Source organism: Rhodoferax sp. TH121, assembly GCF_002251855.1.
GTDB lineage: Bacteria > Pseudomonadota > Gammaproteobacteria > Burkholderiales > Burkholderiaceae_C > Allorhodoferax.
In genome coordinates this window covers 893628-916710 of the sequence record NZ_NOXW01000021.1, presented here as the reverse complement: position 1 = coordinate 916710, position 23083 = coordinate 893628, and the positions used below count along the sequence as shown (strand labels likewise).

Sequence of the window (23083 nt, the reverse complement as noted above, 5' to 3'; positions counted from 1 at the left end):
GTGCTGCACACAGTGCCGTGGGCTTTTCACTTGATTACTTGAGAGCAAGAGCCCCCAAGAGGAGCAGGATTTGAGTGCAGATAGCTTGAGCCCCCGTGACGGCCCCTGGGCCATCCATATGCAAGGCATCAACAAACGATTTGGAGCGGTGGCGGCCAATGCCGACGTGGAGTTGCGCGTGGCCACGGGTACGGTGCATGGCATCGTGGGTGAAAACGGTGCTGGCAAGAGCACCCTGATGTCCATTTTGTACGGCTTCTACCAAGCGGACAGCGGGACGGTGGAGGTGGCGGGGCGTCGCGTGACGATTCGCAACGCAGACGACGCCATTGCGCAGGGTATTGGCATGGTGCATCAGCATTTCATGCTGGTGGACACTTTGACGGCCCTGGAAAACGTGATGCTGGGGGCCGAACCGCATTGGCTGCTGCACAAGGCGGATGCCACCGTGCGCAGCAAGCTGGAGACCCTGATGCTGGCCACTGGGCTGCAGGTCAAGCTCGACGCTTTGGTGAGCGATTTGCCCGTGGGGGACCGCCAACGCCTGGAAATCCTGAAAGCACTGTACCGGGGCGCCAAGGTGTTGATTCTGGACGAGCCCACCGCTGTGCTGACGCCGCAGGAGACAGAGCACCTCTTCAAGGTGCTGCGCGTATTGCGCGAGCAAGGCACCACTATTTTGCTGATCACCCACAAGCTTAAGGAAGTCATGAGGCTGTGCGACCAGGTCACTGTGATGCGCGGTGGCCGTGTGGTGCAGGAGTTGCCGATTGCCCGGGCCTCCATCGAGACTCTGGCTGAGGCCATGGTCGGCCGCAAGGTCCAGATGGGGCGTGTGGACGAGCAAGCCCGCCCGGTGGGGGATGTGCTGCTGGAAGCCAAAGAGGTGCTAGTGCGTGATGCCATGCAGGTGGTACGCCTGCAGGGCTTGAATCTGCAGCTGCGCGCTGGAGAGATCGTGGGCGTGGCCGGTGTGTCGGGCAATGGACAAAGCGAGCTTCTGGATGTGTTGTCCGGACTGTTGGCACCTCAGGAAGGCAGTTTGCAACTGGGCGGTCACAGTTTTGGGGCCAGCCAGTGGCTGGACCCGCGTACGGCCCGGGCCCTGGGCCTGGCCCATGTCCCGGAGGACCGGCATGCGCGTGCCATGGTGATGGACTTTGTGGCCTGGGAGTCTGCCGTGCTGGGTTACGACGGCTTGTCCGAGTACGCCAGCCACGGCTGGATGGCCCATGGCCGCATGCGCCAGGCCACGGCGCGGATGATGGAGCGTTTTGATGTGCGCCCCCGCGATCCCGAACTGGGGAGCAGCAAGTTCTCTGGCGGCAACCAGCAAAAGCTGGTGCTGGCGCGTGAAATTGGGCAATCCCCCAAGGTGCTGCTGGTAGGCCAGCCCACCCGTGGTGTGGACATCGGCGCAATTGAGTTTATTTACAGCCAGCTGCGTGCGATGCGCGATGCGGGCTGCGCAGTGTTGGTGGTGTCCAGTGAGCTGGATGAAATTTTGGCATTGTCAGACAGGGTGATAGTGATGAACCAGGGACGGGTCACCGGGGAGTTGGCGATTGCCGATTGCACCGAGGCTGGGTTGGGCTTGCTGATGACGGGGGGCGGGCAATGAGCGCATCCACTCCCTTGCCACGTTGGGCGGATCTGGTGTTGCTGCCGGCGGTGTGTCTGATGGTGGCACTGCTGGCCGCTGCCGGTGTGGTGGCCTTGGTGGGGCAAGACCCTGCAGAAGTCATCTCGGTGCTGATCCACGGCGCATTTGGCACACAACGTGGCATCAGCTACACGCTGTACTACGCCACCACGTTTATTTTTACGGGCTTGGCCGTCGCGGTGGCTTTCCATGGCGGCCTGTTCAATATCGGTGGCGAAGGCCAGGCGATTATGGGTGGGCTGGGCGTCGGCTTGGTGGCCTTGTGGTTGTCGCACGCTTTGCCAGCCTGGATCATGCTGCCGCTGATGGTGCTTTCGGGCGCCTTGTTTGGGGCGGCGTGGGCGGCGGTGCCCGCGTACCTGCAGGCCTACCGTGGTAGCCATGTGGTGATCACCACCATCATGTTCAACTTCATTGCCAGCAGTGTGCTGGTTTACCTGCTGGTCAACCACCTGCGCCCTGCGGGCTCCATGTCGGTGGAGAGTGCTGCATTTGCTGACTCCGCCAAGTTGCCGCCCATGCACGAGGCTTTGGCATCGCTGGGCATCGAATGGTCCGCCTCGCCCCTGAACGTGAGTTTGTTTTTGGCACTGGGCGCAGCGCTGGCGGTCTATTTGTTCTTGTGGCGCACGCGTGCGGGCTACCACTTGCGGGCGGTGGGCTCCAGCGCCAGTGCGGCCGAGTACGCGGGCATTCGCTCGCGGCACCAAGTGATGATTGCCATGGCCATCTCGGGTGGCTTGGCCGGCTTGGTAGGCATGAATGAGATTGCCGGCGTGAATGGTCGCTTGCTACTCGAATTTGTCAGTGGAGCCGGTTTTACAGGCATCGCGGTGGCGTTGATGGGGCGCAACCATCCTGTGGGTATTGTGTTCGCCAGTGTGCTGTTCGGGGCGCTGTTCCAGGGCGGGGCCGAAGTGGCGTTTGAGGTAACAGGGTTTAGTCGCGAGATGGTCGTGATGTTGCAAGGATTTATCGTGCTGTTTTCCGGGGCCATGGCCTATGTGATTGCGCCGCGCCTGGGTTGGGTGTTGGTGCGCGTATTCAAGGTGGGGGTGCGCCATGGATGAGTCCCTGATTTACGCCATGCTGGCGTCCACCCTGCGGGTGTCCACGCCGCTGATTCTGTGCGCGCTGGCGGGCTTGTTGTCCGAGCGCTCGGGGGTGGTAGACATCGGCCTGGAAGGCAAGATGTTGTTTGCTGCCTTCGCGGCCGGTGCGTGTGGTGCCGTGTACCAGTCCACCATGTTGGCGCTTTTGGTGGGGATTCTGGTCTCTACGGCTTTGTCCTGGATGCATGGCTTGGCCTGTGTGAGCCACAAGGGCGATCAGGTGGTGTCGGGCGTGGCCATCAACATCATTGCGGCGGGCATGACGGTGGTGCTGGGCATCGCCTGGTTCGAGCAGGGGGGGCAAACCCCGCCGGTGAGCGATGTGGTGCGTATCCAGCCCTTGTTTCCCGCGCTACAGGCGTCGGTAGAAACCATTCCTGTGGTGGGCAACTTCATCGGCGTGGGCTTGTTAAGCCATAACGCGCTGGTGTACTTGGCGTTTGCCCTGGTCCCAGCCACGTGGTGGCTGCTGTTCCGCACCCGCTTTGGCCTGCGCCTGCGGGCGGTGGGCGAGAACCCCCAGATGGTGGACGCCGCTGGCGTGTCCGTGGCCCGTTTGCGGTACAGCGCGCTCACGCTCAATGGCATTTTGTGTGGTTTGGCGGGCGGCTATTTGGTGCTGGCCCAAAGTGCCAACTTCTCCGCCAACATGACGGCTGGGCGTGGCTTCATGGCCTTGGCCGCGCTGATATTTGGCCGTTGGCACCCAGTGGGGGCATTTTGGGCCTGCTTGCTGTTTGGTTTTCTGGACGCTGCGGCCATTCGCCTGCAAGGCGTTCAGATACCCGGTATGGGCGAGGTGCCAGTGCAGTTCATCCAGGCACTGCCTTACCTGCTGACTGTGATCTTGCTGGCAGGCTTTATTGGCAAGGCAGTGGCGCCACAAGCTTTGGGCAAACCTTACACCAAGGAGCGCTAGACTCGGGTCAACATGGCAGCGACGGTATTGGTCAAGGTGGTGGGTTTCAGTGATGTTGAGCGGCATTCGCTCAACACCCTGTTTCGCCTGTCTGGCCGGGAGGGCCCGAATTACCAGCTTTGGACGTCTGACGCGGCCAGCCCGGCCCAGGTGGCCCTGATTGATGTGGACAGCTACGAGGCAGGCTTGGAGTTGGTCTCACCCAGTTTCAATCCCAATCTGAAAATGATTTGTGTGGGGGCCGAGGCCCCCACACTGGCGTGGCGTACCGTGCAACGCCCGGTAGATTGGGCTGCCATGGTGGGCTTGTTGGATGAGCTTTTTGTATCCGCAGCGGATGTAGATATCGACATCAGCCAGGAGGATCCCCCCGCGGCGCCCTTGCCACCAGGAGTCAAATGTGCCCTGTTGGCGGGCCTCCCCCAAGAGGCGCGTCTCTATCTGCGCGCGCGCTTGGCATTGGCAGGCATTACGGCGGTGGACGAGGTACAAACCGTGGCCCAACTGGACGACAGTGTGAAGGCGCGGCCGTATGACCTCGTGCTGGTGCACGTGAATGACGACGCCATTGACCCTTGGGTGTTGGTGAAACACTTGCAAGATTTGGAAAAACCTGTGCGCAGCGTGGTGGGCGTGTCCACCAATTCAAGCTGGAAAACGGCCAATCTGGCAGAGCGTATGGGCTGCATCGGTTTACTGGAAATGCCTTTCAACCCCTTGCAGGTCATAGGCATGCTGCAAAAAGTCTAGCTGCGCTTGCGTTTGGGGCGGCGCACATCCAGACTGCGCGCCAGGCTGCTTTCCAGTGGCCAAGGTTCGCCACATAGTCGTGCCACCAACAACTCGGCGCCCAATGCCGAGAACGTCAATCCCCGCGCGCCCATACCAGCGTGAATCCAGAGAGAGGCAGTTCCAGCTTCCGGCGCATCGTCGAGCGCCCCCACCCAAGGCAGTCGGTCGTGGGTTACACAACGGGTGGCAGACCAGTGCAGAACCTCCTGGCGTGCGAATGCAGGCGCTACATCGGCTCCTACGGCGGGCAGCAGTTCGCTCAAGCGCTGCGCATTGGCCCGGTGCTGGTCGGCCAGCGGTGCCAGGTGGTGGCCGGCCTGTTCGGGAATGCGGTCTGGCTCAAACGTGGAGCCCGCGAGCCAGGCCGGCCCGGCGTCCAGCGGCACGTTGGGTAAAAAGTTGCCATGGCCATTGACCGGCTGCCGGGGCCAATGCGCGGCCAGAGGCAGCGTACTGTGCGTGGCGTAACTCACCGTGCCGTGCACCGCGTGCAGAAATCCCAGCCGTTCGACCACGCCTTCACCCAAAACATCCACATGGGCCGGGTCCAGCATCAAGGGCACGCAGCCCGTGGCATTAGCCAGTACCACCAGCTCCGACTCGGCCCAGGTCTGCCCCTCGGGACCCTTCAAGCGCCACACACCTTCGCGGCGCTCCACGCTTGTCACACGCGCTGCAAACTGGCAGTGAATGCCGGGATGGCGCAGCCAGGCTTGCACCAAGCGGGCGGGGCGTATCCATGCGCCTTGGGGATGCCAGCGCGTTGTGTTTTCCTCGAGGTCCCGCTCCTGGACCCCGCTGGCATGCCAGTCGGTGCCGTCTTGCAACAGCGCCGCAGCATGCAGCAGCATCAGCCGCGCGCCCACACGCGACATGCGTGAACGCGGGCTGTCATCCGCCGATACATGGGGAACCACCAAGCCTGCTGGCAGGCCGGAGGCCCCGCCGGCTGCCGCAGCGTGCTGGTCCAGCACCGTGACGTGCCAACCGCGTCGCGCCAGGGCATGGGCCACGCTGGCGCCGGAGATACCGGCTCCCAGCACCGTGCAACGTTGTGGAGCGACTGTGGCGGGGCTCTGGTCGCGCGCGCCCAAAGACCAACGTGGCTCAAAACGTGCCTGCAAGCCTTGCCCGTGGGTTTGCACATCCACATAGCCTGCCTCCGCCAGCCATGCCTGGGTCTCGGTGGTCGCACTGTCTAGCATCAGCCGGGCGCCGCGATGGCTGGTGCGGGCCAGCGCCTTGATGCGCCACCGGTCCCACACCAGCGCTGCGCCATGCACCCACAGAGTGTGGGCCAGAAATTGTTGCTCTTGCAAGAGGGCGGCGGCATCGCCCACACACAGGGTAAGCGAGAGTTGGCCCTGCGCTAGCAGGATGCGGTGCTGGCCTGGCACCACCTCCGCGCAGGCGCTCGCCAGGGCTTGGGCCAAGGCCTGCCAGTGGGTGGCGGTGTGTGCGGCCTGCTGTGCCAGCGCAGGCAGTTGCTGTGCCTGGGCTGGTGTCAGCATGCCCACGTAATGCAGCATGCGCGGACGCCGTGCATCAGCCTGCCAGGTGTGCCAGCAGTGCAAAAACGGGGTGAGGGCTGCAAAGTCGGTGTCCAGCACCGTCCAGGCAGGGCGGTCGGCCCAGGCCTCGGGGAGTGCGCAGGACGCGAGCAGGCGCTGGGGCAGGGAGCCTGCGTCGTCCACGCGTGGCCTCAGGCGCTGGGGGGAACGTAGCCTTGGGCGGCGTCGGCACCATCGCCGAAGAAGTGGTTTTCCATCTGGCGGGCCAGGTACTGGCGCGCGCGCGCGTCGGCCAGGTTCAGGCGGTTTTCATTGACCAACATGGTCTGGTGCTTGAGCCAGGCGGCCCAGGCTTCCTTGCTCACGCTCTCCCAGATGCGTTTGCCCAGCTCACCGGGGTAGGGCGCAAAATCCAGGCCTTCAGCCTCTTTGCCCAGCTTGATACAGTTGACGGTGCGTGCCATGGGGAAAACCTCTTAGTCGGTGGTGTGAAAATCAGAACCGCGAATCTTATTCGGTTTGGCCCAAGCCCTGCAGACCCGGGGAACTTCGGCCATGTGTAGGGCACCAACCCGCAACGCCGCCCGTCGGCCGTGCAACAGAACGAGGAATTGATCTTGAATTTGGTTTTCAGCTGGATGGACAACGCGCCGCGCCGCGTGTTCGGTGGGGTGGTGTTGGCCTGTGTGGCCATGCTGGCGTTTGGCATGTACCTGCAGCATGTGGTGGGTCTGGAGCCTTGCCCGATGTGCATTGTGCAGCGTTATGCTCTCATTTTGGTAGCTATCAGCGCAGCATTGGCGGGGGCTAGTGGCCGAAAAGGCTTGCAAATCACCGGTGCGGTTCTGCTGATGGTGTTTGCAGTGGCGGGGGCCTATGTGGCGGCCCGCCAGAGCTGGCTGCAGTGGTACCCACCCGAGGTGGTGTCCTGCGGGCGCGACCTCTACGGCATGATCGAAACCTTCCCGCTCAAGCGCGCGCTGCCCATGATCTTCCGTGGTGGCGGTGACTGCAGCAAGATCGACTGGACTTTCCTGGGCGGCACCATCGCCAACTGGTCGTTCCTGTGTTTTACAGGCTTTGCCGTCTTTGGCTGCCTGATGGTCTGGCGCCGGTTTAAAGCTTCTTGACCAACACCTGGCTCTTGCGGTCCCAGTTGTACTTGCGTTTGCGGGCCTCGGGCAGCCAGTCCGGGTCCACCTGCACAAAGCCGCGCTTGATGAACCAGTGCATGGTGCGGGTGGTCAGCACGAAGATGCTGTCCAGCCCCGCCGCCTTGGCGCGTTGCTCCACGCGCTTTAACACCCGCTCGCCGTCGCCCTGACCCTGCACATCGGGCGACACGGTCAAGGCTGCCATCTCGGCGGTCTTGGCTTCGGGGTAGGGGTAGAGCGCGGCGCAGGCGAAGATCACGCCGTCGTGCTCGATGATGGTGTAGTTGCCGGCGTCGCGCTCGATCTCGGTGCGGCTGCGTTTGACCAGGGTGCCGTCGCGCTCAAACGGTTCGATCAGTTGCAGGATGCCGCCCACATCTTCTTCCGTCGCCTCGCGCAAGCTCTCCAGCTTTTCGTCCACCACCATGGTGCCGATGCCGTCGTGCACATACACCTCCAGCAGAATGGCGCCGTCCACCGAGAACGGAATGATGTGGCTGCGTTCCACACCCGCCTTGCAGGCTTTCACACAGTGCTGCAGGTAGAAGGCTACGTCAGTCGGTTGGTTGGCCGCGGGCAGGGCCTTGAGCAGCTTTTCGGCGGCGGCCAGGGGCAGCTCGGTGTCGATGGGGTTGTCTTCGCTGGCGGGCTGCGTTGGGTCCATACGAATGCCGGGCACTTCGGTCAAAAAGATCAGCTTGTCCGCCTGCAGCGCGGTGGCCACGCTGGTAGCGACCTCTTCCATGGCCAGGTTGAAGGCCTCACCGGTGGGGGAGAAGCCAAAGGGCGAGAGCAGCACCATGGCGCCCATGTCCAGCGTTTTGGTGATGCCGGCAATGTCCACCTTGCGCACCAGCCCACTGTGCTGGAAGTCCACGCCGTCCACAATGCCCACAGGCCGTGCGGTGATGAAGTTGCCCGAGATCACACGCACCGTGGAGTCCGCCATGGGCGTGTTGGGCAGGCCCTGGCTGAAGGCGGCCTCAATCTCATAGCGCAGCTGGCCTGCAGCCTCCTGGGCGCAGTCCAGTGCCACTTCGTCGGTAATGCGGATGCCGTGGCTGTACTTGGGCGTGTGCCCCTTGGCCTTGAGCTGCTCGTTCACCTGCGGGCGAAATCCATGCACCAGCACAATCTTTACGCCCATGCTCTGGATCATCGCCAGGTCTTGGGCCAAGCTTTGCAGCTTGCCGGCGGCAATGGCCTCACCTGCAATGCCCACCACAAAGGTCTGGTTGCGGAACTTGTGGATGTAGGGCGCGACCGACCGGAACCAGGGGACAAAGGTGAAGTTGAAGACAGAGGTCATTGCGGTGGCGGATGCCGGTAAATAAGTGGGCGGGGCGGGGATAATCTGCAATTCTCTACGAAGACCGCCCTTTGACAGCCAGCACGTTAAAAATCGAATTTCCTGAGTCGCTCCCGGTGTCGGGCAAACGCGACGAAATCATGGAGGCCATTGCGGCGCACCAGGTGGTCATCGTCTGTGGCGAAACCGGCTCGGGCAAAACCACGCAGCTGCCCAAGATCGCTTTGGCGATGGGCCGGGGCAAGCTCAACTACCCGGAAGGCCAGCGTGGCAAGCTGATTGGCCACACCCAGCCGCGCCGCATTGCGGCCAGCAGCGTGGCCAAGCGCATCGCCGAAGAGCTGAAGACGCCGTTGGGCGATGTGGTGGGCTTCAAGGTCCGCTTCAACGACCGCTTGGGCAAGGACGCCTCGGTCAAGCTGATGACAGACGGTATTTTGCTGGCCGAAACGCAGACGGACCCGCTGCTTAACGCTTACGACACCATCATCATCGACGAGGCGCACGAGCGCTCGCTCAATATTGACTTCCTGCTGGGCTATTTGCGCCAGATCCTGCCGCGCCGCCCGGACCTGAAGGTCATCGTTACCTCCGCCACCATCGACGCGGACCGTTTTGCCGAGCACTTCGCGTCTGCCAAGGGCAAGGCGCCGGTCATCATGGTGTCTGGCCGTACCTTCCCGGTGGAGCAGCGCTACCGGCCGTTTGAAGAGAGCCGCGAGTTTGACCTGAACGACGCGATTGCCGATGGTGTGGACGAGCTGTGGCGCGATCCGCAACATCAGGGCGACATCCTGGTCTTCCTGCCCGGTGAGCGCGAAATCCGCGAGGCGGCAGACCACCTGCGCAAGCACCTGAGCCACCAGCCGGTGATGCGCGGGGCCGAGGTGCTGCCACTATTTGCGCGCCTGAGTCCGGCCGAGCAGGACAAGATTTTTGACGGCCACACGGGCCGGCGCATCGTGCTGGCCACCAACGTGGCAGAGACCTCACTGACTGTGCCCGGTATCCGTTACGTCATTGACGCAGGTACAGCGCGCGTAAAACGCTACAGTTTCCGTAGCAAGGTGGAGCAACTGCTGGTCGAACCCATCAGCCAGGCCGCGGCCAACCAGCGCGCCGGGCGCTGCGGGCGTGTGGCCAACGGCATCTGCATCCGCTTGTACGACGAGAAGGACTTTGCGGGCCGTGAGCGTTTCACCACGCCGGAAATCCTGCGTTCCTCGCTGGCCGGGGTCATCCTGCGCATGAAGTCCTTGCATCTGGGCCATGTGGAAGACTTTCCCTTTATCGAACGCCCCAGTGGCCGGGCCATCGCTGATGGCTACCAACTGCTGAACGAGCTGGGTGCGGTGGACGACGCGAACGAGCTGACGCCCCTGGGCGGCGAGCTGTCGCGCCTGCCGCTGGATCCACGCGTGGGCCGCATGCTGCTGGAGGCGCGCAGCCGTGAGGCACTGGACGAAGCGCTGGTGATTGCATCGGCCCTGAGCGTGCAGGATGTGCGCGACCGTCCCATGGAGGCACAGCAGCAGGCTGATACGGCGCACAAGAAGTTTGAGGACGAGAAGAGCGAATTCACTGGCTACCTGAAGCTGTGGAAGTGGATCCACGACGCGCGGGGTGAGAAATCCGTCACCGCAACGACGGGCACCACAGGCCAGCACAAGCTGACCAACCGCCAGTACGAGCAATTGATGCGGCAGAACTTCGTCAACATGCGCCGCGTGCGGGAGTGGAAGGACATCCACAGTCAGCTGCACACCGTGGTGGCCGAGCACAAGTGGCGCCTGAACACCAAGCCGGCCAGCTACGAGCAGCTGCATATGTCCATGCTTTCGGGCCTGCTGGGCAACATCGGCTGCAAGCTGGAAGAGGGCCAGAACGGCGAGTACCTGGGCGCGCGCAGCATCAAGTTCTTCTCGCATCCCGGTGCGCACCTGAGCAAGAAGCCGGGCAAGTGGATCGTCGCCTCCGAGCTGGTAGAGACCACGCGCCTGTTTGGCCGCGGCATTGCGGCCATTGAGCCGCAGTGGCTGGAACAGGTGGGCGGGCATTTGCTCAAGAAACAGCTGCTGGACCCGCACTGGGAGAAGAAGGCGGCGGAGGTGGTGGCGCTGGAGCGGGCCACGCTGTACGGCATCGTCGTCTACAGCGGGCGACGCGTGAACTATAGCCGCGTAGATCTGGCGGGTGCGCGCGAAATCTTCATCCGCGAAGGGCTGGTGAACGGCGAGTGGGAAACCCCGCTGCCGTTCCTGACCGCCAACCGCAAGCTCATCCGCCAAGTGGAAGAGCTGGAGCACAAGGCGCGCCGCCAGGACGTGTTGGTGGACGACGAGCTGATCTACGCTTTTTACGACCAGCAGCTGCCCGCCGATGTATGCAGCGGCTACAGCCTGGAGCGCTGGTACCGCGACGAGGTAAAGAAGCAGCCCGAGCTGCTGAAGCTCACCCGTGAAGAGCTGATGCGCCACGAGGCAGCCGGCATCACCACCGCCTCTTTCCCCAAGACCATCCGCCTGGGCGGCGTGGACTGCGCTGCCACTTACCTGCACGAACCGGGCGATGCGCGCGACGGCCTGACCGTGACTGTGCCGCTGTTTGTGCTGAACCAAGTGAGCGAAGAGCGTTGCGAATGGCTTGTGCCCGGCATGCTGAAGGACAAGGTGCAGGCGCTGCTGAAGACCCTGCACCAGCGCCCGCGCAGCCGCCTGGTGCCGCTGCCGGATACGGCAGCCAAATTTACCGAGGCGCTGAACGCGCCCGAGAAGTTTGGCGGCGGCGGCCTCGTCGAGGCTGTGCTCAAGCTGGTGCGCGACGCGACCAGCCTGGACATTGTGAAGGCCGACATCAAGGTCGACATGCTGACGCCGCACCACTTCATGAACTTCCGCGTGGTGGACGAGCATGGCCGCCAGCTGGGGCAGGGGCGCAACCTGGGTGCACTCAAAGCGGAGCTGGGTAGCCAGGCACGTGGCGCGTTCCAGGCGCTGGCTTCGCTCAAACTGGCGCAAAACGCGTCGTCTGAAGCTGGTTCGACAGCGCATTCTGCGCAGGTCAAGGGGGGGGGCGCAAGGCGGGCGGAGGACACGGAGCAGAACGCCCTGCCGTTTCAGCGCCCGCCCCCCGCCAAAACTGCGCAAGCAGCTATAAAAAACGTAGCGCCCAGTATTCTCGATGGCCGTTTCACCGCCTGGACCTTTGGTGAGTTGCCGGAGCTGCTGGAGATCCGCAAGGGCGGCCAGACGCTGATTGGTTTCCCTGCGCTGATCGACGCGGGCGACGCGGTGACGGTGGAGGTGTTTGATGAACCGGAGGTGGCCGCCGCCAAGCACCGCGCCGGCCTGCGCCGCCTGTTTGCGATCCAGATCAAGGACGCGCTGAAGTACCTGGAAAAGAACATCCCCGACCTACAGAAGATGGCCGTGTCCTACATGAACGTGGGCAAGGCCGACAACGGCAGTGGCGGCGGCACCATCGAAGAACTGCGCGAGCAGATCATCGCTGTGGCGCTGGACCGTGCATTTCTGCTGGACCCGTTGCCCACCGATGAATTCGCCTTCAAGCGCCGCATCGAGGAAGGGCGTGGACGCCTGACGCTGATTGCCAATGAGGTGGCGCGCATGGCGGCGGTAATCCTGCTGGAATACGCCACGGCAGCGCGCAAGATCAAAGACACCAAGAACGCCACCGACGCGACCACCGACGCCCAGCAGCAGCTCAACCGTCTGATCCCCAAGAAATTCCTGCAGGCCACGCCCTGGGAGCGCCTGCAACACCTGGCACGCTACCTCAAGGCCATCACGCTGCGGCTGGACAAATACCGCGCCGATCCGGCCCGGGACGCCGCCCGCATGGCCGAGCTGCGCCCGCAGGAGCAGCGCTACTGGCGCTTGGTGGCCGAGCGCAAGGGGGCCGTGGACGAGCGCATGGCCGAGTTCCGCTGGTTGCTGGAAGAGCTGCGCGTGAGCTTTTTTGCCCAGGAGCTGCGCACGCCGCAGCCCGTGAGCGTGAAGCGACTTGACAAGGCCTGGGCCCAGATCGGGGGCTGAAGAGCTCTAGGGCTTGGGGGCTGCGGCGCCCTCAGTCCTCGGACGGCAGCAGCATGGCGATGCGCTCGCTGATGGAGTCGGCCCGCTCGTGGCCGGCGATGGTTTCCACCGCGGCGATCATGTCACGGGCCGCGGCCAGCATGGAGTCCCGGTCCTTGGCATTGCGCAGCGCTTCGCGGAAGGCTTCGGCCTGCTCGGGGGCGCGGCGCACAAACATGCGCTCGCAGATGTCAAACAGAAACATGCGCGTGGTGGCCAACGAGCGTTTGCCTTCAAAGCGGTCGGCGGCACTGGCCGTGGGCGTCGCAGGCTCGGGGGCCGGCTGTGGCACTGCCGCAAGGGGCGCCGCGCGTGGGGCGATGGGGCGCTGGAGGTCGATGCCCACAAGATAGCCGGCTTCGATGAGCCGGTGGGCGAGGACCTGGGCCTGGCCGTTGAACAAATGGTCCACCGCATGCACGGTGGTTTTGCCATCTGCCAGGATCAAGAGGGCGCGCTCACGCTGGCCCAGCGTGCGGCTGCCGCCCTGCAATTCGGCCCGCGCTTTGTCGGTCTTTTGAAGTTGCATGGTTCACCTCCAACGAAGCCCGCATTACACCGTTGGCAGATGACAGCCGCATGAAACCCCGCGGCCCGGTGCGGGCCACGCATCAGCTTGGCAGTACGCGCAGCAGGCGCCCGTTGGGGCTGTCGGTCAGGAGGTAGAGCAGGCCGTCGGGCCCCTGGCGTACATCGCGAATGCGCTCGCCCAGGTCAGGCAGCAGTTTGGTTTCACGCAGCACTTTGCCACTGAAGGGCGCAGAGAGTTCCAGCCGGGCCAGGTAGCCAAACTTGAGCGAGCCCACCAACAGGTTGCCCACCCAGGCCTTGCCATACCGTGTGCTGGTAATGAAGGCCATGCCGGACGGCGCGATGGATGGAACCCAATAGTGAAGCGGCTGTTCCATGCCGGCTTGCGCTGTGGTGCCCGCACCGATCTTGCCGCCACCGTAGTTTTCCCCATAGGTGACGACGGGCCAGCCGTAGTTGCGGCCGGGCTGGATGAGGTTGATCTCGTCACCGCCTTGCGGGCCGTGCTCGTGCTCCCACAAGCTGCCATCGGGCGCCAGCACCAGGCCCTGCGGGTTGCGGTGGCCGTAGCTCCATATCTCGGGCCGGGCGCCGTTGCGCTTGGCTGCGGTTGTATTGAAGGGGTTGTCGGCTGGAACGGTGCCATCTTTGTGGATGCGCACCACCTTGCCATGGTGGTTGTCCAAGCGCTGTGCATCGTCCCGTCGGCTGAAACGCTCGCCCAGGGCCAAAAACAGGGTGCCGTCGGGTTGGCCGGCTTTGCGGCCTTCCGCGATGCGGCAGCCAAAGTGGGCGCTGCTGGCCGCCTTGGGCTGTTGGCTGAACAGCACTTTCACGTTGTTCAGCGCGTCCCGGTCCTCGGCCAGCGTGGCGCGTGCCAGCGCCGTGCTGTTGCCGCCAGCGCCCGGTTCCGAATAGCAGAGGTACAGCGTGCGATTCTTGGCAAAGTCGCTGTCCAGCAGCACGTCGAGCAGGCCACCCTGGCCACCTGCGGCGACTGCAGGCACGCCCGCCAGAGGGGCAGACACGGCGCCCGTGGCTTCCACCACACGCAGCGTGCCGGGGCGTTCGGTCACCAGAAAGCGCCCTTCGGGCAGAAAGGCCATGGCCCAAGGGCTTTGCAATGGCGTAGCGACCACTTCCACGCGCAGAGTGGGGGGTGTTTGTGCCAGTACGCTGCTGCCAGCCAGGGCCGTCAGACAAAGACTCAGGCCGCGCCAGAAAGAATGCTTCAGAACCATTTTCGCCCTTCTTTTTAGGTTAAATCGGCCTCTAGCCCATATGGAATATGCGCAAGCAGCTCCTGAAACGATAGCGAATCAGAGCTTTTGCAAGCGCTCCAGCGCGGCGTGCAGGGTCGCATCCTGCTTGGCAAAGCAAAAACGCACCACGCGCTGGTCAAAGCCATTGCCGTAGAAAGCGGACAGCGGAATGGCTGCCACACCCACTTCCCGCGTGAGCCACTGGCAGAAGTCGGCTTCGTTCAGGTCGCTCACCTCCGAGATGTCCACGCACTGGAAGTAGCTGCCCTGGCTGGGCAAGAGCTTGAAGCGGGTCTTGGCCAGCCCGTCGCGGAACAGGTCGCGCTTGCCTTGGTAGAAGGCTGGCAGCTTCAGGTAGGGGGCGGGGTTGGACAGGTAGGCGGCCAGGGCGTGCTGCACCGGGGTGTTCACCGTGAACACATTGAACTGGTGCACCTTGCGGAACTCCGCCATCAGCGGCGCGGGCGCGACCACGGTACCCACTTTCCAGCCGGTCACGTGAAACGTCTTGCCAAAGCTGGACACCACAAAGGCACGTGCCGCCAGCCCGGGGTAGCGCGACACACTCTCATGCGGTTGGCCGTCGAACACCATGTGCTCGTACACCTCGTCGCTGATCAACAGCACATTGGTGGGGGCGAGCAGGTCTTGCAGCGCCAACATGTCCTCGCGCGACCACACGGTGGCGCTGGGGTTGTGCGGGGTGTTGATGAGCAGGGCGCGCGTCTTGGGTGTGATGGCCGCAGCAATTTTGGCAAAGTCCGGCCGGAAACTGCCGGGTGTGAGCGGAACGCGTACCACCACGCCGCCGGCCAGCTCGATATTGGGTACATAGCTGTCGTAGCAGGGCTCCAGCACGATGACTTCGTCACCCGGGTGCACCACCGCCAGGATGGCGGTGATGATGGCCTGCGTAGCGCCGGCGGTGATGGTGATCTCTAGATCGGGGTGGTACTGCTTGCCGTGCAGCGCCGCAATCTTGGCCGCCACGGCCTGGCGCAGCACCGGCACACCGGTCATGGGCGGGTACTGGTTGTGGCCGGCCTGCATGGCGGCGGTCACGGCATCCACCAGCGCGGGGTCGCAGGCAAAGTCCGGAAAGCCCTGGCCCAGGTTCACGGCCTTGTGCTCGGCGGCCAGCGCCGACATGACGGTGAAGATGGTGGTGCCGACCTTGGGTAGGCGGGAGACGATGGTTGGGGTAAGGTATTGGGTCATGCAATCAGCCTCTATCTGCGCGAAATGTCTTGTTTTGGGCTAGCGCGGAACCGGCTTTGCCGGGCCGCTGCTAGCGCCCCCTGAGGGGTAGGCGGCCGCAGGCCGCTTCGGGGGGAGTCATAACTCATAGTCATTGACATGGCCTTCCATAGCCTTGGCGATCAGGGCGCGGTCCAGGCGGTTGGAGAGCAGCTCGGCAAAGGTGTAGACGAAGTTGCGCAGGTAGGCGCTGCGCTTGAACGCCACGCGGGTGATGTTCTGGCCAAACAGATAACCCGCCGGGCGCACCACCAGGCCACCCTTGGAACCATTGTTCTCCATATCTTCCACCACGTCGGTAACCGCCATTTCGGCCGCGATGCCGATGCCCAAGCCCAGGCGCACATAGGTCTTGATCACGTCCGAATCGATTGCTTCGAGCGAAATGCGGGGCTCCAGCTTGCGTGCCGCGAAGGCTTGGTCGATCTTGGTACGGCCTGTGAACGACGGGTGGTAGGTGATCAGCGGCTCCGCTGCCACGTCCTCCAGGCTGATTCGCTCTTTCTGCGTCAACGGGTGGTCTACCGGCAGCACTAGCACGTGTTGCCAGTCGTAGCAAGGCAGGGTGACCAGTTCGGAGTAATTGGCCAGCGATTCGGTGGCAATGCCTATCTCGGCCACGTCGTCGATCAGCATGCGTGCCACCTGGTCGGGCGCACCCTGGTGCAGGCTCACGTTCACCTTGGGGAAGGCGGTGCGCAGGTGGGCCACTTTTTCGGGCAGCACGTAACGGGCCTGGGTGTGGGTGGTGGCAATCGACAGCGTGCCGCTGTCCTGCGAGCTGTATTGCTCGCCAATGCGCTTGAGGTTGTTCACCTCACGCAGGATCAGCTCAATGCTTTTGAGTACGTGCTGGCCGGGCTCGGTAATGCGCTTGAGGCGTTTGCCGTGGCGGGCAAAGATGTCGATGCCCAACTCTTCTTCCAGCTCGATGATGGCTTTGGACACGCCGGGCTGCGAGGTGTGCAGCGCTTTGGCGGCTTCGGTCAGGTTGAGGTTGCGGCGGGCGGCCTCTTGCACGAAGCGGAATTGGTGTAAGTTCATATCAAATTTCACCTAAAGATGAAATTCATTATGCACCGAAACATCTATCGCTAAACGCTATCCAAGGCAATTTGCGCCAGCAACCGCACCATGCGCGGGTCTTCGCCCACGGCGTCTTGCAGCAGGATGGGAATCAGGTGGTACTGCACGCGCAGGTCGTGCACCAAAGCGGGCAGGTCTTCGCGCGCATGGCGGCCCACGCCCAAAAACATGGGCATGATGCGCACCGCCCGCGCGCCCTGGGCGACCAAGTCGGCGACCGCAGCGGGCAGGTCCGGAGTGCTGAGCTCCAGGTAGGCACAAGCGACCAAGGCGCCGGGTGAGGATTGGCGGATCTGGGCGGCCACCGCCTCAATCGGTCGGTGCCACAGCGGGTCGCGCGAACCGTGGGCAAAGAGAACAATACCGGTGGGGTGGGGTGTGTTCATCGTCGCAGTACCAGCCAAGAGAAGGCAGTGAGGGATATCACCGAATAAATCAGCCCTGGAAGGGCCGCCGTGAACCAGGGCTGCCAGCCTTGCAAATTACCCAGGTCATTCATCACGTTGTTAAGAAGTACAAAGCTGATGCCGGCCATGACGCCACCAAAGGTGTAGCTGGCAATGCCGCCCGAGCGGAAATGCAGGTAGGCAAAGGGCAGGGCCAGCACCACCATCACCAGGCAGCTCATGGGGTAGAACACTTTTTTCCAGAACTGGATCTCGTATTTTTGTGCCGACTGGCCGTTGGCATTGAGGTGGCGCATGTACTGGAACAGATCGATGGTGCCCATGCGCTCGGGGCGCAACACGGCGGCTGACACCATTTCGGCACTCACCTTGGTGGGCCACCGAAAGCTATCGAACTGTGCGCGATCGGCGCGCGGCGTCGCGCTTTCGGGTGCGCTGAATTCGGTTCGCTCCACGTTTTGCAACAACCACGATTCATCTTCACCAAACTGCCCGGTTTTGCCTTGCGTCAGGGAGACCAGGTAACCTTGGTTGTCGAACTCGAAAATGCGCACGTCCTCCATGCTGGCGTCTGGCGCCAGCGAGCCCACATTGACGGCGTAGTGGCCATAGGCTTGTTTTTCCTTGAGCCAAGCGCCGGTTTTGCCGACCGACATGCTGCCTTGGAAGCGCGATTTGAGCAATTGTGCCGTCTTGTCGGCCAAAGGCGCGACATAGTCACCCACGGCAAAGGTGAACAGCACAAAACCCAGACCCAGCGCCATAAGGGTGCGCAGGGCCCGCCAGGGCCCCAAGCCACTTGTGCGCAGAATGGTGAACTCGGAGCTGCGCGCCAGGCGCGACATCACAAAAATGGTGCCAATCAAGACCGTGATGGGAAATAGTTCGTACACATGGCTGGGAATCATCAACGCCACATAAATCAGGGCCTGGGGGATCTGGTAACCCACAGCTTTGATCTTGCCCACCGCCTGCAGCTCTTCCACCACATCAAAGAAAAAGAACAGGGCAATGAAGCCCAGCGTGACCAGGGATACAGCGACGATGACCTCGCCGTACAACAAACGCCGCAGGGTTTTCATGGGCGGACCTCGGGTGCTGTGGTGCGGCGTCGGCGCAAGCGGGGTGTCCAGTTGGTGTGGCGTTTGGTCAGCCAGAGCAAGCCCAGTACCAGGGCCCCGCCATGCAAGGCCAGCAAAAACACGCCAAATCCGACTTGCCCGGACTGAATCCAGCTTTTCCCCAGCACCAGCAGGTTGAAGTACACCACGAAGGTGAGGAAGGCAAAACCCAGGTTGCCCGCGCGCCCGGCGCGTGGGTTGACCCCGGCAGAGGCCAGGCCAATGACGATAAAGTTAATGGCTGCAAAGGTGAGCCCGACGCGCCAGGCCAGCTCGGCCAGATGCGGGGGCGTGGGGCTTTGCAGCAGTTCCAGCGTAGTCTTGGCGTGGGTGGGTGCGTAGTCGCGGGTGGATTGGTCGTCCGCGCCCACGCGCGCGCCATAGCGTTCAAACACGCTGACGGTCATGTCGGCCTTGCCGGGAGTGCGTTCCAAGCGCTGGCCATGGTCCAGCACCAAAAATTTGTCGTCCCCGATCACTTCGACCCGGCCAGTCCGTGCCGAGGTGATGGTCTCTTTGCCCTGTTCCTGGGTGGCAATGAAGACGTTGTTGCCGGTCTGCTGGCCGCGCGCGTCTTTTTCAATGAAAAAGACGCGGTCGCCATTGGCCGATTCCTGGAACTGGCCAGGTTCGATGCGGGCAATGTCGCCGCGCTTGTCGTACTTGTAGCGCAGGTCTTCAATGCGGCCAAAAGCCCAAGGCAGAATCAGGAATGCCAAGGCCAGAATCAGCACAAGAATGGGCCAGGCAAACCGGAGCAGCGGCTTGAGCAAAGACGCCAAGCCGCGGCCGCTGCCAAACCAGATGACCATCTCGCTGTCTTGGTACATGCGTGTCAGTACGCTGAGCACCGCAATAAAAAGACTCATGGACAAGATGGTGGGCATGTCGGAAAGCACCGTGTAACCCATGATGATCATCACGTCGGCGGGGTTGAACGTGCCGCGCGAGGCCTCACCCAGCGTGCGGATCAGGGTCATGGTCATGACCACGGTGACCAGCACCACCAAGGTGGCACCGAAACTGCGGGCCAACTCTTTGCGGATGGAGGAATGGAATAACATGGCGGTGAAAGAAAGCACGAATTATGAACTTTGAACTCAAGCCTTTGACCCTGGTGGGCCTTGCCAACGAAAAATGTGATGTCCTGGTGCTGCTGGTGCAGCAGGATTTCAAGCCCGGCAAGGACGAGCTGTCCCTGTTGGTGGCCCAAGCCGTGAAGGCGGGTGATCTGGGCACCAAGCCCGGGCAGCTAGTGTCGCTGTACCGCGCGCCACAGGCCAACACCCCGCGTCTGGTGTTGGTGGGTATTGGAGAGGGCAAGGCCAAGCAGGTTCGGGCTGCGGTGATGTCCGCCGTGGGGGCGGTCAAGGCGTCCTTGGGCAAAAAACTGGTGCTCGGGTTCGCTGCTGCTGCCCAGGAAGATGCAGTACGCGCGGCCGTGGTGGCCGTGGCCGATGTGACCTACAGCTACACGCACGCCAAGAGCAAACCTGAACCACGCACCCTGCAGAAGTGCCTGGTCGCTGCCAGCAACGCCGCTGAGGTGTCTGCCAGCTTTACGCGCGCCACCGCCACCATCTTGGGTATGGAGTTGGCCAAGGAATGGGCCAACCGTCCCGCCAACCATGCCACGCCGACGCTGTTGGGGCAGGCGGCCCAGGCTTTGGCTAAGTTGCCCAAGGTGTCTTGTGAAGTGCTGGGCCCGAAGGAAGTCGCCAAGCTGGGCATGGGCTCATTTATGGCCGTGGCCCAGGGCTCGGACGAACCCTTGCGATTCATCGTCTTGCGTTATGACGGCGCCGCCAAGACCAAAGCGCCAACGGTGTTGGTCGGCAAGGGTATTACCTTCGACAGTGGCGGCATTTCGATCAAACCTGCAGCCGAGATGGATGAAATGAAGTTCGACATGTCAGGTGCCGCCAGCGTGCTGGGGGTGTTTAGGGCTCTGGCAGAGCTCAAGCCAAGCCTCAATGTGGTGGGCTTGATTCCTGCGTGCGAAAACCTGATCAATGGCCGTGCTGTCAAACCCGGCGATGTAGTAACCAGCATGAGCGGGCAGACCATAGAGATTCTGAATACGGACGCTGAAGGGCGGCTGGTGCTGTGTGATGCGCTGAGTTATGCCGAGCGCTTCAAGCCCACCGCTGTGGTAGACATTGCCACACTGACCGGTGCCTGTGTGGTGGCTTTGGGCAGTGTGCGTAGTGGCTTGTTTGCCAGCGACGACGCCCTTGGGGATGCGTTGTTCTCGGCTGGTGAGCGCAGTGGCGACCTGGCTTGGCGCATGCCTCTGGACGATGATTACGCCGAAGGCCTAAAAACCAACTTTGCGGATGTTGCCAATGTGGCGGGGCGCATGGGCGGCGCGATCACGGCCGCCAAGTTCTTGCAGCGTTTTACCAGCCAATTCCCCTGGGCACACCTGGATATCGCAGGCACAGCATGGAAAAGCGGTGCGGCCAAGGGTGCTACGGGGCGCCCTGTCGGTCTGCTGGTTGAATTTTTGATGGCCCGGGCAGAGAACAAGTGACGGAAGTGGCCTTCCATTTCGGCGCACCCAATAAGCTGGAATACGCCGGGCGCTTGTTGCGTAAGGCTGTCGGGCGCGGTGCACGTTTGGTGGTACTGGGGTCGCACGAACTGGTGCGGCGCCTGGATTCCCATTTGTGGGCACAGTCACCCACCGAGTTTTTGGCGCACTGCGTGGATGGAGATCCGTTGGCATCACGCAGTCCTGTGGTGTTAGTCACGGCGTTGCGCGCGGACTGGTCTTCGGACCGCGTGCTGTTGAATTTGTCCGACGCCGTGCCGGATGGTTTTGACCGCTTTGACAGGGTGATTGAAGTGGTGAGCCATGACGAAGAGGACCGCATGGCAGCCCGGGCACGCTGGAAGCACTATGCCCAGCAAGGTATTGCCATTCAAAAGCACGACCTGAATCTCAAAGGAGCCGCGTAATGCGCACCTCCAAGCCCACCCCGCGGTTCTTGCCGACGCTCACAGAGGTGGTTCAGCCGCCCCAGCCACCAGAACCGCCGCCTCAACCATCCATCGATACCGATGCCATGGTGGCCAAGGTCATGCAGGCTGTCGCACCTCATATCGAGAATCAGCTCCGTGAACTGGTTGCTGACTTGGTACAGGAGCAGTTGCGTGCGCTATCGCCGCGCATTCAGCACGACCTGGAGCAGATGGTGCGTGCGGCAGTTGAAGGCGCTGTGGCCGAAATGCCGGTACCGCCAACGCGCTGAGTGAGACCTCGGATCAAGGTTTTTTGTGCAGTTTGCAGCCATCGGTCCAAATCAGGCCGAAAGACAGGCTAGAATACGAGGCTCTGGAGCGGTGGATGAGCGGTTTAAGTCACACGCCTGGAAAGCGTGCGTGGGGTAAAACCCACCGCGGGTTCGAATCCCGCCTGCTCCGCCAGAAAACAGATAGCCCGTAGTGCAGCGCACTACGGGCTTTTTTGTTGCCCGTATTTCCAGCTTATTTGCTGGATTGCACCATCTTCATGGCGGTGGCGATCAGCCCGGACACCTCGCTCATGTTGCCGGGGATGATCAGGGTGGTGGTGGCATCCGCGGCCACTTTGCCATAGGCGTCGACAGCGCGCTCTGCCACTTTCAATTGGACGGCTTGTTCACCACCAGGTTGGCGGATGGCTGCTGCGATTCTCTCAATGGCATTGGCTGTGGCCTCGGCGACTGCAGTGATCGAGGCAGCCTCACCTTGTGCACTGTTGATGGCAGCCTGTTTCTCACCTTCGGAGCGGGCAATAAAGGCTTCGCGCTCGCCCGTAGCGATGTTGATCTGCTCTTGGCGGCGGCCCTCGGAGGCGGCGATCAGCGCACGCTTTTCCCGCTCAGCGGTGATCTGGGCTTGCATGGCGTGCAGGATTTCTTTAGGAGGCGTCAAGTCTTTGATTTCGTAACGCAGCACCTTCACCCCCCAGTTCAACGCAGCTTCATCGATGGCCGCAACGACCTGGGCGTTGATGATGTCGCGCTCCTCGAAGGTTTTGTCCAGCTCCAGTTTGCCGATAACCGAGCGCAACGACGTCTGGGCCAGCTGGGAGATGGCCATGATGTAGTTGCTGGAGCCGTAGCTTGCCCGCATCGCATCAGTCACCTGGAAATACAGGATGCCGTCGACCTGCAGCTGGGTATTGTCTTTGGTGATGCAAACCTGGCTGGGGATATCCAGCGGGATTTCCTTGAGCACGTGTTTGTAGGCCACGCGGTCAATGAAGGGCACCAAAAAATTCAGACCTGGGGTCAGGGTGCCGTGGTATTTGCCTAGGCGCTCAATCACCCACGCGTGCTGCTGGGGCACGACTTTGACTGAGCGGGTGATGAAGATGACGGCAATGACCAAAAGAATAATTGCGATTTCCATAAGGTTTTCCTGTTCAAGCTTTGTCGACCAAAAGGCGGTTTCCAACCATTTCTGCCACCCGGTGTGGGCCGGGAGACGGATTGATTCCTGCGCGGTGCATGGCAGTCCATTGCGCGCCGCGGTAGTGCACGCTAGCCGTCCCATCGGCATTCCAGCTACTCACCTGCACGGTTTCGCCAATGTCCAAGTTGACGTTGGGATTGGCCTGGGCCGGCGGTTCAGTGCGGCTTGCCGCCCGCTTGAGGTGCCAAAGCACGACCGCACCACCGCCCACGGCAGAAGCCAGCACCATCTGGAGGGTCAGGCTGGCCCCTAGGTGCGCGGCCAACGCAGCAGCGACTGCGCCCAGACCCAGCATCAGCAAGTAAAAAGTACCGGTCAGAAGTTCCGCGGCCACGATGGCACCGGTGATCAACCACCAGAGGGTGGGTTGCGACATGGGGGAAGCCTCCTTTGTGTTGATGACG

General features: G+C 62.4%; 21 protein-coding genes and 1 tRNA gene. 10 read left to right on the top strand and 12 right to left on the bottom strand.

Annotated features, from left to right (window positions below; all coding sequences use genetic code 11):
• The first annotated feature begins 70 nt into the window (after positions 1 to 70).
• Genes CHU94_RS14310 through CHU94_RS14295 form a run of 4 tightly spaced genes read left to right on the top strand, consistent with a single transcriptional unit; the run spans position 71 to position 4444 of the window.
• On the top strand, positions 71 to 1621 hold the full coding sequence (locus CHU94_RS14310) for an ABC transporter ATP-binding protein (protein WP_369597399.1): 1551 nt from the start codon (positions 71 to 73) through the stop codon (positions 1619 to 1621).
• Positions 1618 to 2733, top strand: a complete 1116-nt coding sequence (locus CHU94_RS14305) for an ABC transporter permease (protein ID WP_094480942.1) — start codon at positions 1618 to 1620, stop codon at positions 2731 to 2733. Before CHU94_RS14310 ends, CHU94_RS14305 begins: the two co-directional genes overlap by 4 nt.
• Positions 2726 to 3694, top strand: coding sequence for an ABC transporter permease (locus CHU94_RS14300; protein ID WP_094480940.1), 969 nt, complete (start codon positions 2726 to 2728; stop codon positions 3692 to 3694). Before CHU94_RS14305 ends, CHU94_RS14300 begins: the two co-directional genes overlap by 8 nt.
• Before the next feature lie 12 nt (positions 3695 to 3706).
• Positions 3707 to 4444, top strand: a complete 738-nt coding sequence (locus CHU94_RS14295; protein WP_094480938.1) for a hypothetical protein — start codon at positions 3707 to 3709, stop codon at positions 4442 to 4444.
• Here CHU94_RS14295 and CHU94_RS14290 read toward each other — a convergent pair.
• Positions 4441 to 6180 carry an FAD-dependent oxidoreductase gene (locus CHU94_RS14290; RefSeq protein WP_094480936.1) on the bottom strand — a complete coding sequence of 580 codons (1740 nt, stop codon included), beginning with the start codon at positions 6178 to 6180 and terminating at the stop codon, positions 4441 to 4443. The two genes, CHU94_RS14295 and CHU94_RS14290, sit on opposite strands and share 4 nt — an antisense overlap.
• An 8-nt stretch (positions 6181 to 6188) precedes the next feature.
• Positions 6189 to 6461 (bottom strand): oxidative damage protection protein, encoded by a 273-nt coding sequence (locus CHU94_RS14285; protein ID WP_087493783.1) that lies wholly within the window; start codon positions 6459 to 6461, stop codon positions 6189 to 6191.
• A 174-nt stretch (positions 6462 to 6635) separates the two neighbouring features.
• Here CHU94_RS14285 and CHU94_RS14280 point away from each other — a divergent pair, with 174 nt between their 5' ends.
• Entirely contained in the window at positions 6636 to 7127 is a 492-nt protein-coding gene (locus CHU94_RS14280) for a disulfide bond formation protein B (protein WP_094481128.1), read from the top strand.
• On the opposite strand, the gene argA is transcribed toward CHU94_RS14280, so the two are convergent.
• Positions 7114 to 8460, bottom strand: coding sequence for an amino-acid N-acetyltransferase (argA, locus tag CHU94_RS14275; RefSeq protein WP_094480934.1), 1347 nt, complete (start codon positions 8458 to 8460; stop codon positions 7114 to 7116). The two genes, CHU94_RS14280 and argA, sit on opposite strands and share 14 nt — an antisense overlap.
• A 71-nt stretch (positions 8461 to 8531) precedes the next feature.
• On the opposite strand from argA, the gene hrpA reads away from it, so the two are divergent.
• The gene (hrpA, locus tag CHU94_RS14270) at positions 8532 to 12515 is read left to right on the top strand and encodes an ATP-dependent RNA helicase HrpA (RefSeq protein WP_094480932.1); all 3984 of its coding nucleotides are present in this window, start codon (positions 8532 to 8534) and stop codon (positions 12513 to 12515) included.
• A 31-nt stretch (positions 12516 to 12546) separates the two neighbouring features.
• Here the strand turns inward: hrpA and CHU94_RS14265 are convergent, their stop codons facing one another.
• The 7 genes from CHU94_RS14265 to lptF all read right to left on the bottom strand — a co-directional run bounded on the left by CHU94_RS14265 (position 12547) and on the right by lptF (position 19282).
• On the bottom strand, positions 12547 to 13083 hold the full coding sequence (locus CHU94_RS14265; RefSeq protein WP_094480930.1) for a hypothetical protein: 537 nt from the start codon (positions 13081 to 13083) through the stop codon (positions 12547 to 12549).
• Positions 13084 to 13165: 82 nt separating this feature from the next.
• Entirely contained in the window at positions 13166 to 14326 is a 1161-nt protein-coding gene (locus tag CHU94_RS14260) for a PQQ-dependent sugar dehydrogenase (protein ID WP_094480928.1), read from the bottom strand.
• A 78-nt stretch (positions 14327 to 14404) separates the two neighbouring features.
• Complete coding sequence (locus tag CHU94_RS14255; protein ID WP_094480926.1) at positions 14405 to 15565, bottom strand: pyridoxal phosphate-dependent aminotransferase; 1161 nt, start codon at positions 15563 to 15565, stop codon at positions 14405 to 14407.
• A gap of 117 nt (positions 15566 to 15682) precedes the next feature.
• Positions 15683 to 16648 (bottom strand): CysB family HTH-type transcriptional regulator, encoded by a 966-nt coding sequence (locus CHU94_RS14250; RefSeq protein ID WP_094480924.1) that lies wholly within the window; start codon positions 16646 to 16648, stop codon positions 15683 to 15685.
• A gap of 50 nt (positions 16649 to 16698) precedes the next feature.
• On the bottom strand, positions 16699 to 17076 hold the full coding sequence (locus CHU94_RS14245; RefSeq protein WP_094480922.1) for a sirohydrochlorin chelatase: 378 nt from the start codon (positions 17074 to 17076) through the stop codon (positions 16699 to 16701).
• The gene (lptG, locus tag CHU94_RS14240; protein ID WP_094480920.1) at positions 17073 to 18179 is read right to left on the bottom strand and encodes an LPS export ABC transporter permease LptG; all 1107 of its coding nucleotides are present in this window, start codon (positions 18177 to 18179) and stop codon (positions 17073 to 17075) included. The genes CHU94_RS14245 and lptG overlap by 4 nt, the downstream gene beginning before the upstream one ends.
• Entirely contained in the window at positions 18176 to 19282 is a 1107-nt protein-coding gene (gene lptF / locus CHU94_RS14235) for an LPS export ABC transporter permease LptF (RefSeq protein ID WP_094480918.1), read from the bottom strand. Before lptF ends, lptG begins: the two co-directional genes overlap by 4 nt.
• Positions 19283 to 19305: 23 nt before the next feature.
• Here lptF and CHU94_RS14230 point away from each other — a divergent pair, with 23 nt between their 5' ends.
• The 4 genes from CHU94_RS14230 to CHU94_RS14215 all read left to right on the top strand — a co-directional run bounded on the left by CHU94_RS14230 (position 19306) and on the right by CHU94_RS14215 (position 21647).
• A complete protein-coding gene (locus CHU94_RS14230; protein WP_094480916.1) occupies positions 19306 to 20751 on the top strand; it encodes a leucyl aminopeptidase in 1446 nt (481 codons plus the stop codon).
• A complete protein-coding gene (locus CHU94_RS14225) occupies positions 20748 to 21179 on the top strand; it encodes a DNA polymerase III subunit chi (RefSeq protein WP_094480914.1) in 432 nt (143 codons plus the stop codon). The genes CHU94_RS14230 and CHU94_RS14225 overlap by 4 nt, the downstream gene beginning before the upstream one ends.
• Positions 21179 to 21472, top strand: coding sequence for a hypothetical protein (locus CHU94_RS14220; protein WP_094480912.1), 294 nt, complete (start codon positions 21179 to 21181; stop codon positions 21470 to 21472). The genes CHU94_RS14225 and CHU94_RS14220 overlap by 1 nt, the downstream gene beginning before the upstream one ends.
• Positions 21473 to 21557: 85 nt before the next feature.
• Positions 21558 to 21647, top strand: a tRNA-Ser gene (locus CHU94_RS14215).
• 60 nt (positions 21648 to 21707) lie between these two features.
• Here CHU94_RS14215 and CHU94_RS14210 read toward each other — a convergent pair.
• Both CHU94_RS14210 and CHU94_RS14205 read right to left on the bottom strand, forming a co-directional pair.
• A complete protein-coding gene (locus tag CHU94_RS14210) occupies positions 21708 to 22616 on the bottom strand; it encodes an SPFH domain-containing protein (protein ID WP_094480910.1) in 909 nt (302 codons plus the stop codon).
• Positions 22617 to 22629: 13 nt separating this feature from the next.
• Entirely contained in the window at positions 22630 to 23055 is a 426-nt protein-coding gene (locus CHU94_RS14205; protein WP_094480908.1) for an NfeD family protein, read from the bottom strand.
• Positions 23056 to 23083: the final 28 nt, after the last annotated feature.